The organism is Rosenbergiella epipactidis (assembly GCF_018494055.1).
GTDB classification, from domain to species: domain Bacteria; phylum Pseudomonadota; class Gammaproteobacteria; order Enterobacterales; family Enterobacteriaceae; genus Rosenbergiella; species Rosenbergiella epipactidis.
Genome location: NZ_JABBFQ010000008.1, coordinates 81,248 through 94,124, shown reverse-complemented (window position 1 = coordinate 94,124; position 12,877 = coordinate 81,248). Strand labels below are relative to the sequence as shown.

The window sequence follows — 12,877 nt, the reverse complement described above, 5'->3', positions numbered from 1 at the left end:
TTATGATCGATTGGTTTTTAGATTCTGCTCACTGGATCGGCGACGACGGTATTTTACCACTACTGGCCCAGCATATCGGCTATAGCGTGATCTCATTGCTCATCGCGGTGATGATCGCTTTCCCAGTGGGATGCTATACGGGTCATACTGGGAAGGGTGAGGCTTTACTCATCGGTTCGACCAATGCCCTGCGTTCGCTCCCCTCTTTCGGGCTTATTATTTTACTGGTTATCGTGCTGTCTGGTGCATTTGAATCTGACATGGCCTTCGTAGTGCCCTGTGTTCTGGTATTGGTCGTACTCGCGCTGCCCGCGGTAGCTCTCGGGGTTCATGCGGGGATCCGAGCAGTCGATCCAAGTGTCAGGGATGCAGCCATAGGCATCGGCTTGACCTCTCGTCAAATACTGCTACAAGTGGAGCTACCCTGTGCGCTTCCACTGATACTTTCCGGTATTCGCAGCGCTACCCTACAAATCATCTCTACTGCCACAATTGCGGCTTATGTCTCGTTAGGAGGGCTAGGAAGGCTCATCATCGACGGCCGCGCCGCTAACGATTTTAACCAGATGGTCGCTGGCGCACTATTAATTGCTCTACTCGCTTTATTCATCGATGCATTATTTGCTCTGGGGGAAAAATATGTAGTCTCTCCCGGAATCACCCGCCGCCTGAAAACTCACTAACCGCGCTGAGTGCGCTAAAGGATATCAATATGAAGATAAAACACAGTGCCCTGACGCTCCTCTCTACGCTACTGTTATCGGCGACCAGCGGTACTTGGGCGGCATCTAAAGTGATTATCGGCTCGGCCGATTTCCCGGAAAGCCAATTATTGGGCACTATCTATGCCGGCGCACTAAAAGCCCACAATATCCCGGTGGAGACTAAATTAAATATTGGCAGCCGCGAAGTCTATATTCCAGCACTACGCGACGGCTCTATTAACGTTATTCCAGAATATAGCGGCGCGTTATTGGGATATCTTGATACCAAAAATACCGCTCACAGTCGCGACGACGTGGCGACAGCGCTCAGCGCAAAACTCCCCGCTGGTTTGAAAATGCTGAAGATTTCACCCGCAGAAGACCGTGACGTGCTGGCGGTTACCCAGAAAACGGCTGAAAAATATCATCTAAAATCTATCAGCGATTTAACACCTATTGCCGAACAACTCGTGCTAGGGGGGCCGGCTGAGTGGAAGACCCGTCACGAAGGGCTACCTGGCCTACAGGACGTTTATCAGCTTAAATTCAAAAATTTTAAAGTGCTCGATGTCGGCGGCCCTCTGACTCTGAACGCACTGAAAAATAATCAGATTCAAGCAGCCGATATCCTCTCGACGTCGCCTGATATCAAAAAGAATCATTTAGTGGTACTTGATGATCCTAAGCATCTATTTGCTGCCCAAAACATAGTCACGATTGTGGCCATCTCAGCGATCGACGGTCCTGCGCAAGCCACGCTAAATGAAGTTTCAGCCAAACTCACCACCGACGATCTAATTGATATGAACCAACAACTCGCTGAGTTCACCAGTATTGATGACGTCGCCCACCAGTGGTTGGTAAAACATGGTATGACTAAAGGCTAACGGCTATGAGGATAACTTCTACAACAGCTGTCACATTAGGGAGCGCTGAGTCGTCGATTGATGACATCATCCAGATCGCCGACGGTGCGCACGTTGCTCTGGATGCCGAGGCCTTACAAAATATGGATAAGGTACACGGCTATGTCCGTCGCGCGATCGACCAAGGTGAAGTGATCTATGGCCTAACGACTGGTGTCGGTTCTCTGGTCAGTACCCGGCTTACAGCCGAGCAAATCGGCGACTCGCAAATGAATATGCTACGTAGCCATGCCTGTGGCACTGGAGCCGATCTCTCGATACGCGAGACGCGAGCCATGATGGCGGTCACGCTAAAATCGTTACTGCAAGGATACAGCGGGGTTAGTTCGTCTCTGGCAATCCGGCTAGCGGAAATGCTTAATCGTCACGTTATTCCCTGGTCGCCTTCTGCGGGTTCAGTCGGTTATCTCATTGCGACGGCACACATCGGTTTGTCGGTATTTGGTGAAGGTAAATGCTGGTACCAAGGGCAATTACTTTCTTCCACGCAAGCCTTACAACAGTCCGGAATGTCGGTAAGTCAACCTGGTCCTCGTGAAGGGCACGCTCTGATTGGCGGTACCTATGAAATTACCGCACTCGGTTGTCTAGCGATCGCCGATTTTAGGCGATTATTACCGGTGGCGGATATGGCAGGCGGGATTTGTCTGGAAGCACTAGGGGGCAACACTCGAGGCTACGATGAGAGACTTCATCGATTGCGTCCGCATCCGGGGCAGGTAGAAACCGCGAGAATAATGCGTGCCTTATTGCGTAACAGTGAAATTCTCGAAAAGTGGAAGAATCATCGGGTACAAGATGCACTAAGCTTGCGCTGTATACCGCAGATCCACGGCGCGGTACGCGAGCAGCTTGAAAACTGCGCACGGATACTGACTCGGGAACTGAATAGTGTTACTGATAACCCCGTATTCGTGATCGAAGATGAGCAACTCGTTACCTTACCTGGCGGTAACGGGCACGGTGCTCCCGTTGCTTTAGCTCTTGATGCGCTGGCTATCGCTATCGCCCAAGTCAGTACGGCTTCACAGGCTCGCTCGGACAGGATAACTAATACTCACCTTAGTGGATTACCCGCTTTTCTTGCCCCACCAGGCAGCGGCATCTCGGGAATGATGATCCCGCCTTACGTTGCCGCGGCATTGGCCGGCGATAATCGTAGTCTCGCTGTCCCCGCCAGCATCCATACCGTTTCTACCTGTGCCGGTCAGGAGGATCATATTAGTATGGGGGTCTCGGCGGCAAGAAAGGCATTAAAAGCGGTTGAGAATGCAGAGGATATTATTGGTATCGAATTGCTTTGTGGTTGTCAGGCGTTGGAATTCCACCGCCCACTCAAGGCCTCGATGGGTAGCGAGGCAACCCTGGCATTGATCAGGGAGCAGGTACCGTTCCGTGCTCAGGATTCAGCACTCTATCCAGATATGCAGGCTGTACGTTTTCTTATTCGTCAGGGCACGCTGAGCAGGCTACTCACCACCCTAAGTAGCCAATAGAAACGCCTGCTGCTAACTACCGATTGCTAACAGTGTCACCCTGGCGAAGGATGCGTCAGGGGAGTCGCTAAGCGATAATATATCTTTATCGTCAGTCAGTAGGCAGTCGTAGCGGTCTAGTAAGAACTGTTCTTTGCCGCTACGTACGGTTGCCTTAGCACTGGCATTCAATAATAACCGAGTCCCACCTTCGTAGTGCCAATCGGCCCCATCATTCCAGTCAACTGTTACCTTGAAACAACCGGCACGATAAATGACATTAAAATCCAGTAGTGGCCCTTCGTTCACCCGGCAATAGACGTGCGATGAGCCGTCAAACTCTACCGCTTGGAAGGGAAGGATGAGCGCGCCGGGTTGATCATCAATATCAAGATGCATCCCTCCCCCCTCCAAAACACTTATATTCCGCAGATAGTGATCAAAGCGGGAGAATCGGCCAGATTGATGGATTGTTGCCACAGAAATTCGCCAATCATAATCTTCTATCGAGTCACCTTGCTTCCAGATTTCTCTGGTTTCGCCCTGACCATTCTTCCAGGGCATAACCGTCGCGTCACGAAAACATAGTAGGCGGGTCATTTTCGCATGCTTCCTTGTAGCCGATAACGCGGGCCTGGATACACAAGTCTGACGCTTGTGACAATTTTTTTCTCTCGATGCCCGGTCCAAGTGCGACGATTAACCAGCAGGCAAGGCGTTATTTCGTCTATCTCAAGATAAGTGCTCTCTGCTCGGCTGACATTTATCGCCTCGATGACATGCTCACCCTCAACAATTGGGGCAATCGACGAAAGATAAGCGTTAGGGGTGATACGGGTGAAGTCCTGCTGTAAATAGTCAGGCACAACCTGACTGTTAACGAGCCGATCCTCGAGCATCACTGGAACGCCGTTTTCATAGTGACAGATCAAAGAGTGATATAGGCGGCTACCCTTCTGTATTTCGAAATTTAGTGCCTGCTGGGTGTCGGCGATAATTTCAGCCAGATGGAGGACTCTGGAGTGATGGCGATGACCCCGACTCGCAATCTCATCCGCAATATTATTAATATCCAGAAGCGCCGACTGGCCACGAATTTCGGCGACAAAGGTTCCAACGCCTTGTATCCGGACTAAGAGGCCTTCGGAGGTAAGTTCGCGTAATGCTCGATTGATAGTCATCCGGCTGTAGCCAAATAGACTTACTAGCTCACTCTCAGAAGGTACTCGAAAGTTAACCGGCCACTTACCGCTATGGATCTTGGTCTTAATCATAACCTTAACCCGCTCATAAAACGGAGCGGGGATTGCCGATTGTTCATCCAGTTGCAGCGCTTTATCTTGGTATGATTTTCCCATTCATCAATCCTCAATGTAATGACGACCGAAGTTTACTCTAAGGGTTTTTGGATGTATATATATAATCATGTATATACAAATAAGTGAGGGTGGTTGAGATGGCTGTCTGGTTTGCAGAAAAAGTATTACTCCCGCAGGGATGGGCAACAAATGTTAGAATCGAAATCTCGAGCGATGGCGATATTACTTCGGTCACCCCAGACTCCGTGCCGCAAGGAAGCCGACTCGGAGCTATTGTAGTACCCGGCATGCCTAACCTTCACTCTCACTCTTTTCAGAGAGCTATGGCGGGTCTCACTGAAGTCGCATTAAATCCAGCTGACAGTTTTTGGAGTTGGCGTGATTTGATGTATCGTCTGGTAGCAAAAATCACGCCTCAGCAGCTGGAAACCATCGCGCATTACTTATATATCGAGATGCTTAAGGCGGGTTACACCTCTGTGGCAGAGTTCCACTATCTTCATCATGATCCCCAAGGTAATCGTTACCCACACCACGAAGAAATGGCGCTGTGTATCTCAAATGCTGCCCACCAGGCTGGGATAGGCCTGACGCTTCTCCCCGTCCTCTATAGCCATGCCGGATTCGGCGGCCAGTCCCCCTCTGCGGGGCAGCGACGATTTATACACGATACCGAAGGTTACTTATCACTCCACGATAGGTTAAGCCAACACCTCTCCAAGGTCCCGATGCAGCGTACAGGGCTATGCTTCCATTCGCTACGTGCTGTAACGCCAGAGCAAATCACAGAAGTTCTCTCGGCATCTTCCCATCCACAGCCCGTGCATATCCATATCGCGGAGCAGAAGAAGGAGGTTGATGACTGTTTGAACTGGAGCGGCCAGCGGCCAGTAGAGTGGCTGTATAATAACGTACAGGTCGATCGTAATTGGTGTTTAGTGCATGCCACTCACCTCACCGACCACGAAACCGATATTATCGCCCACTCCCAAGCCGTCGCGGGGCTTTGTCTAACCACCGAGGCTAACCTCGGGGACGGTATCTTCCCTGGCCAAAGATACGTGGCTCGGGGCGGGATATGGGGGATTGGCTCAGACAGCCATATTAGTGTCAGTGTCAGCGAGGATTTACGCTGGTTTGAATATGGACAGCGGCTACATCTACAGCGACGCAACCGTATAACCAGCGCAGAAAATCCTTTTGTGGGGGACGTTCTTTATCAGGGCGCGCTTCAAGGTGGTGCTCAGGCTCTGGGCCAGCGAGTCGGCCGCATCGAGGTTGGGTATCGTGCCGATTTACTGGTATTAAATAGCGACGATCCTTTTATTGCGACAGCAGACGACAGTATGCGTCTAAACCGCTGGCTTTTTGCCTGTGCGGCGAACCCTATTCAGCACGTAATGACCGGAGGCCGCTGGGTAATACGAGACGGTCGTCATCGAGACGACCAATCCCTCACCCAAAAATTTATTACCGTGTTACGTGAGTTGACTGATTAGGCATTGCCTAGAATATCCTACAAATCGATGTATAGCTGGTCAGTCATTATTTGGAGGGTTTTTATGGGTCGATAGCGTAAAAATTCTTCAGCAAAACGACTCACGGATCTCGATAACGACTTCGCATCGTTGCGGGAGGTTAGATCAGATAACGGCCAATCGCTTCGCCATGTTGTTCAAAGAGTTTAGAAATAATCTCTATCTCTTGATGCCGACGTAGATTGAGGTGCCCGACACTTGACGATTATCGCCAGCGGTTCGTCTCTATCTTGGCCAGTAATCCCCAGGGCAAGTGATCGTCGAGTCCTTGAATACAGTGAGTTTGATTCCCACCTTCATTAGACGCTTTTAGATACATATGCTCTTTAGAATCATGGGATAAGTCCCCAAAGCGCTAAAATTCCGGCGGTAGCTTGTGGGGCCCCCAATAGTATACAAATACAACTGAAAGGACGAATCTACTGATACGTAGTAATCGGGGCGTTATTGGCTGCTGAACTAATTAATATTTAAACTTTTGGCGGCCAGCAAGTGAGTGAGATAACGTCGTGCCATCGACTAACTCCAATTCTCCCCCAACAGGGACGCCATGGGCGATACGCGTCGCTTCTACCCCATATTGGCGACAGAGGGAGGCAATAAAGTTTGCCGTTGCCTCACCTTCAACAGTGGGATTGGTCGCGAGGATCACTTCAGTTAACGTTTCGGTTTGTAGTCGTTGCTCGAGAATATCTAAGCCAATGTCGTCAGGGCCAATGCCGTCTAACGGAGAAAGATGCCCCATCAGAACAAAATAACGCCCGGCAAATTGCCCCGTTTGTTCGACCGCTTGAATATCGGCAGGACTCTCGACAATACAAATTATTCCGTTTTCTTGGCGGCGACTGTTGGTACAGATCGCGCAGACCTCTTTTTCGGTGAAGGTTCTGCACTGCTGGCAGTGACCGATTTCCGACATCGCATTGGTTAATGCTTGAGCCAGACGCATGCCCCCACTGCGATCACGCTGTAGGAGATGAAACGCCATTCGCTGTGCAGATTTAGGCCCTACGCCCGGTAAGCAGCGTAGGGACTCCATCAATGTTTCCAGTAATGGGCTGGATTGCATTAGAATGGCATCTTAAAGCCAGGAGGCAATTGCATACCGCTAGAGACGGAAGCCATCTTCTCTTTTTGGGTCTCCTCGATACGACGTGCCGCATCATTAAATGCTGCGGCCACTAAATCTTCCAGCATATCTTTATCGTCTTCTAATAGGCTAGGATCGATTTCGACGCGACGACAATTGTGTGCACCATTAATGGTCACTTTTACTAAGCCGGCCCCGGATTCACCCGTTACTTCTAACGCAGCGATCTCTTCCTGAACTTGTGACATTTTGTCTTGCATTTGCTGGGCTTGCTTCATCAAATTACCCAGACCACCTTTACCAAACATATCGCTCTCTCTCTGCTAAGGCCACAGCCATCCAATGATGACCTGTAGCGGTGTTAAACGGGACGTATACTTTCTTCATCCACCTCTGCATCAAACATCTTACGCAGAGTCTGAATATGCGAATCATTTAAAACAGCTTCTTTTGCCTGTGATAAACGCTCTTCATAAATGACCTGACGCCATTCGAGTGGCGTTAGGTGTTCAGGATTATCATCGGACTCAATGCTGAGTTCAACCGTTTCTCCCAGTAACTGATGGAAGGCGTTGGTTAATACTTGCTGCGCCGAGCTCGAATTTAAATGTTTCTGATGACTGCGTAACTTGATCACAACCTGTTGCTCAACCTGCTGTTTCCAGCTATTGAGGGCTAATTGCTGCACCAGTTTGGGCAGTGACATGCTCGCAATTTGCGCGGCCCACGGATCCCGTTGGCAAGTTTCAGTAATCAATTGCTGCATCAGTTCCGGATTTTTCTCGTGCTCTAATGCTGTCCGCAGGGCCTTAGGCGTTGCGACAGGGAGTACCGTCGTCTCCTCAATACGTTGCGAGGTCCACCGGTAGCTCTCTTTTTTCTTAACCGCCTTTTCGCTGGCGGACTGTCCTGCTGCAGGTACTTTACGCTCAGTAAGCGTCGCTAATCGCTCGAGCGCTGAGTGTGCCGGTCGCGGACTCGACGCAACCGGCTCACTCTTTTTTGCTTGGGAGGCTCCTTGCCGCATCAATGCCGTTCTGGCCTGTAATAGTTGGCTCGTTGCATCATTGCCCACCGCCGGCTTTGGCGCGGGCGACTCAGTGCGCGTAGGCACGGCCGGTTTTTCTGGGTCGACTGCTTGCGGTTGTGGGGCGGAAACGGCCTTTGGTGCGTCAACCTTCAATGGGTGGAAGGCTAAGGCCCGCAGTAGCGTCATCTCTATTCCCATCCGCGCGTCGGGCGCCAAGGGTAACTCTTTACGACCGGTTAAGACTATTTGGTAATAGAGCTGAAGATCTTCCGGTGGGACCCGACGCGCCAGTTCACGTAGTTGGGTCTCATGCTGCCGATAAGCGTCGTTTAACGAATCGGGAAGGAGTTGTAACATCGCAATAGTATGGAAAATTCTTAGCATTTCTGCCAGTAAGGCATCCCATTCTGTCGCGCGACTCGCGGCTTCAGCCACCAGCGAGAGAGCAGATTCTCCATTCCCTTTAATAATCGCATCCACTAATCTGAGTGGTTGTTCATCATCAAGCGTACCGAGCATCTGCATTACATCGTGATCAGTAACCTGTCCATCGCCGGCGGCAATGGCTTGATCAAGTAAGCTGAGGGCGTCACGCAGGCTACCTTGTGCCGAGCGGGCGAGATATTGCAGCGCACGGGGCTCAAAAGAAATCTGGTCACTGTTCAGGATATGCGACAGTTGCTGCTGGATCTGGTCGGTGTCTAACGCTTTCAAGTGGAACTGCAGACAACGCGACAGAATAGTCACAGGCAGTTTTTGCGGATCGGTGGTGGCGAGTAAAAATTTTACATGCTCAGGCGGCTCTTCAAGCGTTTTCAGCAACGCATTAAAACTGTGCCGGGACAGCATATGCACTTCGTCAATAAGATAGACTTTGAAGCGACCACGCACTGGCGCATATTGCACGTTATCTAATAGCTCACGAGTGTCTTCTACACGTGTACGGGACGCGGCATCGATTTCAATTAAATCGATAAAACGCCCCTGCTCGATCTCAACACAGTTATCGCATTTTCCACAAGGCGTGGCCGTGATACCCGTTTCGCAATTTAGCCCTTTGGCAAAGAGGCGAGCAATACTGGTTTTCCCCACACCGCGAGTACCCGAAAAAAGGTAAGCGTGATGCAGTCTGCCAAGGTTTAGACCGTTAGCTAACGCGGTTAATACATGTTCCTGACCCACAACATCAGAAAAAATTTGTGGTCGCCATTTTCGAGCGAGAACCTGATAACTCATGGAGATCGTATCACTTGATAGGAGTTAAATATCGACAACCGCGCGACTTGGCGCGGCCGTCACATGACGATGCTTACCGTTGCGTAATGCACTCAGTTTAGCAGTCTGATCGCGCCTTGCCCATCTATTTTAGGGTCCGCGCGTAGGGGAAATTAGTGACCAGGGAAGTCAACAACACTAAAGCAGTTAAGGCCGAGCTGATTCAATCTGTGTTCACCTTCAAGATCAAAAAGATTGATCACAAACGCAGCATCTTCCACTTGAGCCCCAGCGCGACGAATCAGTTTCACCGTTGCTTCAATCGTTCCGCCAGTGGCCAGTAAATCGTCGACGACTAAGACTTTGTCATTTTCGGTCAGCGCATCTTGGTGAATTTCCAAGGCGTCTGTGCCGTACTCGAGGATATAACTTTCCTGCCACACTGCACGGGGCAGCTTACCCGGTTTACGAACAGGAACAAACCCTACGCCTAACGCTAGAGCGACCGGTGCGCCAAAGAGGAATCCTCGCGCTTCAGTGCCAATGACTTTAGTGATCCCTGCAGCGCGGTAACGTTCAGCAATCAATGAAATCGTGGCGGCATAAGCCTGTGGATTCTCCAATAAGCTGGTGACATCGCGAAAGAGTATGCCTGGCTTTGGGTAGTCGGGTACACTGCAAATACTGTCTTTGATCAGTGCGAGTTGAGCGTGGTCTGTAGTGGTCATGATAGTGTGCCTGGTGACAAGTGAAGTGTGAGGCGCCCTGTAATAACAGGATAAATGCGATGTAAAGATTGCCGCCTACGCATCAAAACCGTCAAATTTAAGCAAAGTAAAGGATAAATGCAACTCTATGAACCAGAAAGTCGTCATTAACCAGTTGCGTAAACTGTTAGAACATCTTACCCGCCAGGTTAAGGAGCTAGGCAACCCTCGCTTAAAAACACTCGGCTTTGAACGAAAACTCTTTAAAAATCATCATTCGACGCTTGGCGATTATCTCGGTGAATGTAACGATACGCTTAACACACTTGAGCTTAACTCCGTGAATATGCCTTCTACCCCATGGCAATTGGAACATTTACTTGAGCAATGTCAGGCGATTCAGAAAGTGATTCACACCTTGCCAACCAAAAAAAAACAGGCCGTCACGCCTCAAGATGAGCTTGCGGGCTATGAGCGTAGATTATTACAAATGGTCGCCGATCTTGAGCATCAAGTGGCGACAGCGACCGGTTTTCAACAACAACAACAGTTACTCTCACGATTAGCGATCACTCAACAACGTCTTGAGCGTTGTCAAATGGCGCAAAAAGACTATTCTTGGAAGAAAAGTGTGACGTAGTAAGCCGGACGATATCGGCAGCTATGCACTTCTCCCTTTCTTTATTGCAGGCAATTTGCTTATGTCGTTACAGTCCGCTCCGCTGGAAACTCAACTCGCCATCGATCTGATTATGCTATTGGAAAATCATAATCTTCCAACACAACTTGTGTTGAACGCGCTGAAAATCGTCGAGAGAGACTTTCAGCTAAAATTAGCCCAAGAAAAACCCGCTGACGATTAACAATGAGACTCGCTGCGTAAAGACGGGCTATATTGCAACAGATCGATCATCGTCTGCACTAAGGTGGGGGCTAGCGCCTGCATATCGAAGCTGGTGGGAGAAAATAGCCAGTTTTCAATCACCCCGGTAATGTAGGCTCTACACACTACGGCTGAACGCTGCGTATCCAATGTCGGCGGCAACTGCTTGGCTTGAATACAAAGCGACAGTTTCTCGGTAATCTTTGGGTAATCTTCTAAAATTAACTTTTGGTCGAGTTGGTTCATAGATTGCATCTCCCCAACGAACTCACACTTGTGATAAATAATTTCCATAATTTTGCGTCGACGCTCATCCACGACTAAAGATTGCAAAAAGGAGATTAAAAAGTGCTTTAATTGACCCAGCGGATCGTTAGGATAGAGAGAGGCGAACTCGAGATATAAAAGGTCGATTTCTTGATCGCTGTTCACCCAGATTTCTTTAAAGAGTTCTGTCTTGTTTTTGAAATGCCAATAAATAGCACCACGCGTCATGCCCGCATGTTCGGCGATTTCCGACAACGATGTTGCAGAAACGCCTCGACTTGCAAAGCAATCGATCGCCGCTTCAATCAGTAATGATTTGGTTTCTTGCGCTTGAGCTTTGGTTTTTCGTGCCATAGTGAATAATTTAGCTTTAAATTCTGCGTTATTGTTAGAATAATTGTTGCACTAATGCTTACATACATTCATGTATATATGTACTATAACACGCTTTATCTTTACACACATTTCTCGACACCATTTATTGTCGGGTCCTAATACCGGACGAGTAGAGGTTTTATTATGAAAATGAACAGAGGATTGACACCTCTGGCAGCAATTCTGATGTTATCAGGGGCAGTAGTGCTAAGTGGTTGTGATGACAAATCACAGCAGTCTGCACAAAAATCTGCGCCTGAAGTCGGTGTTGTCACATTGAAAGCCGCTCCTGTAAACATGACGACTGAACTACCGGGAAGAACCTCTGCTTATCGTGTAGCCGAAGTCCGTCCTCAAGTTTCAGGCATCATTTTGAAGCGCAATTTTGTAGAGGGAACCGATATCAAAGCGGGTGAATCCCTCTACCAAATTGATCCCGCACCTTATCAAGCCACTTACAACAGCGCTGTCGGGGATCTTGCTAAAGCCCAAGCTAATGCGCGTATCGCACAAGTGACTCTGAACCGTTATAAACCTCTGTTAGGCACAAAATATATTAGCCAACAAGACTACGATACGGCGGCGGCGACCTTAGCGCAGAATAATGCAGCAGTTCGCTCAGCCCAAGCGGCGGTGGAAAATGCCCGCATTAACCTCGCATATACCAAGGTCTCGTCACCGATTTCAGGCCGTATTGGTAAGACAGCCGTCACCGAAGGTGCTTTGGTTCAGAATGGTCAAACCACCGCCCTGGCCACCGTACAGCAACTTGATCCGCTCTATGTCGACCTGACGCAATCCAGTGACGACTTTATGCGTTTACGTAATCAGTTATCGTCCGGTGAACTGACTCAAGGTAAAGGTAAAGCGCCTGTCACTATCGTCTTAAACGATGGCACCACCTTGAAACAAAAAGGAACGCTGGAGTTTTCTGACGTAACAGTCGATCAAACGACGGGATCGATCACTTTGCGCGCCATCGTGCCGAATCCTGACCATAGCTTACTGCCAGGCATGTTTGTGCGTGCGCGGGTAGAAGAAGGCGTTAACCAAAACGCGCTACTGGTGCCACAACAAGCCATTGCTCGTACGCCGACAGGTCAAGCAACTGCTATGGTCGTCAATGACGAGGATAAAGTTGATGTTCGCCAAGTCACCGCTCAAGAAGCAATTGGTGATAAGTGGCTGGTGACGTCTGGCCTTAAAGCGGGCGACCGTGTGATTTCTGTAGGGGTACAACGTGCCGCACAAGGTGCGAAAGTGTCGCCGAAAGAAGTCAGCGCCGACCAGAAAGATGATGCTGCATCGACGCAGTCTGAATAATTTATGCGTTAACAGGAGCCACTGA

General features: G+C 49.5%; 14 protein-coding genes and 1 other annotated feature. Of the genes, 7 read left to right on the top strand and 7 right to left on the bottom strand.

Annotated features, from left to right (window positions below; genetic code table 11):
- The first annotated feature begins 2 nt into the window (after positions 1-2).
- Genes HGT71_RS12555 through HGT71_RS12545 form a run of 3 tightly spaced genes read left to right on the top strand, consistent with a single transcriptional unit; the run spans position 3 to position 3,126 of the window.
- Positions 3-683 (top strand): ABC transporter permease, encoded by a 681-nt coding sequence (locus HGT71_RS12555; protein ID WP_214218096.1) that lies wholly within the window; start codon positions 3-5, stop codon positions 681-683.
- Between the two features lie 29 nt (positions 684-712).
- Positions 713-1,591 (top strand): ABC transporter substrate-binding protein, encoded by an 879-nt coding sequence (locus HGT71_RS12550; RefSeq protein WP_214218095.1) that lies wholly within the window; start codon positions 713-715, stop codon positions 1,589-1,591.
- 5 nt (positions 1,592-1,596) lie between these two features.
- A complete protein-coding gene (locus HGT71_RS12545; protein WP_214218094.1) occupies positions 1,597-3,126 on the top strand; it encodes an HAL/PAL/TAL family ammonia-lyase in 1,530 nt (509 codons plus the stop codon).
- A 12-nt stretch (positions 3,127-3,138) separates the two neighbouring features.
- Here HGT71_RS12545 and HGT71_RS12540 read toward each other — a convergent pair whose 3' ends face one another.
- The gene (locus tag HGT71_RS12540) at positions 3,139-3,705 is read right to left on the bottom strand and encodes a HutD/Ves family protein (protein WP_214218093.1); all 567 of its coding nucleotides are present in this window, start codon (positions 3,703-3,705) and stop codon (positions 3,139-3,141) included.
- Positions 3,702-4,463 carry a histidine utilization transcriptional repressor HutC gene (hutC, locus tag HGT71_RS12535; RefSeq protein ID WP_214218092.1) on the bottom strand — a complete coding sequence of 254 codons (762 nt, stop codon included), beginning with the start codon at positions 4,461-4,463 and terminating at the stop codon, positions 3,702-3,704. Before hutC ends, HGT71_RS12540 begins: the two co-directional genes overlap by 4 nt.
- A 98-nt stretch (positions 4,464-4,561) precedes the next feature.
- On the opposite strand from hutC, the gene HGT71_RS12530 reads away from it, so the two are divergent.
- Positions 4,562-5,923, top strand: a complete 1,362-nt coding sequence (locus HGT71_RS12530) for a formimidoylglutamate deiminase (RefSeq protein WP_214218091.1) — start codon at positions 4,562-4,564, stop codon at positions 5,921-5,923.
- 502 nt (positions 5,924-6,425) lie between these two features.
- Here HGT71_RS12530 and recR read toward each other — a convergent pair.
- The 4 genes from recR to apt form a co-directional block, all read right to left on the bottom strand.
- Complete coding sequence (gene recR / locus HGT71_RS12525) at positions 6,426-7,031, bottom strand: recombination mediator RecR (RefSeq protein ID WP_048911720.1); 606 nt, start codon at positions 7,029-7,031, stop codon at positions 6,426-6,428.
- Complete coding sequence (locus tag HGT71_RS12520; RefSeq protein WP_048911719.1) at positions 7,031-7,360, bottom strand: YbaB/EbfC family nucleoid-associated protein; 330 nt, start codon at positions 7,358-7,360, stop codon at positions 7,031-7,033. Before HGT71_RS12520 ends, recR begins: the two co-directional genes overlap by 1 nt.
- Positions 7,361-7,413: 53 nt before the next feature.
- The gene (gene dnaX, locus HGT71_RS12515; RefSeq protein WP_214218090.1) at positions 7,414-9,318 is read right to left on the bottom strand and encodes a DNA polymerase III subunit gamma/tau; all 1,905 of its coding nucleotides are present in this window, start codon (positions 9,316-9,318) and stop codon (positions 7,414-7,416) included.
- Positions 8,014-8,075 (bottom strand) — a sequence feature (DnaX frameshifting element). (Overlaps the previous gene by 62 nt.)
- A gap of 152 nt (positions 9,319-9,470) precedes the next feature.
- Positions 9,471-10,025 (bottom strand): adenine phosphoribosyltransferase, encoded by a 555-nt coding sequence (gene apt / locus HGT71_RS12510; RefSeq protein ID WP_214218089.1) that lies wholly within the window; start codon positions 10,023-10,025, stop codon positions 9,471-9,473.
- Between the two features lie 127 nt (positions 10,026-10,152).
- Here apt and priC point away from each other — a divergent pair, with 127 nt between their 5' ends.
- Positions 10,153-10,644, top strand: a complete 492-nt coding sequence (priC, locus tag HGT71_RS12505; protein WP_214218088.1) for a primosomal replication protein PriC — start codon at positions 10,153-10,155, stop codon at positions 10,642-10,644.
- A 61-nt stretch (positions 10,645-10,705) separates the two neighbouring features.
- Entirely contained in the window at positions 10,706-10,867 is a 162-nt protein-coding gene (locus tag HGT71_RS12500; RefSeq protein ID WP_214218087.1) for a DUF2496 domain-containing protein, read from the top strand.
- Here the strand turns inward: HGT71_RS12500 and acrR are convergent.
- A complete protein-coding gene (acrR, locus tag HGT71_RS12495) occupies positions 10,864-11,508 on the bottom strand; it encodes a multidrug efflux transporter transcriptional repressor AcrR (protein ID WP_214218086.1) in 645 nt (214 codons plus the stop codon). The two genes, HGT71_RS12500 and acrR, sit on opposite strands and share 4 nt — an antisense overlap.
- 165 nt (positions 11,509-11,673) lie before the next feature.
- Between acrR and HGT71_RS12490 the strand changes: the two genes are divergently transcribed.
- On the top strand, positions 11,674-12,852 hold the full coding sequence (locus tag HGT71_RS12490) for an efflux RND transporter periplasmic adaptor subunit (RefSeq protein WP_214218085.1): 1,179 nt from the start codon (positions 11,674-11,676) through the stop codon (positions 12,850-12,852).
- Positions 12,853-12,877 lie beyond the last annotated feature (25 nt).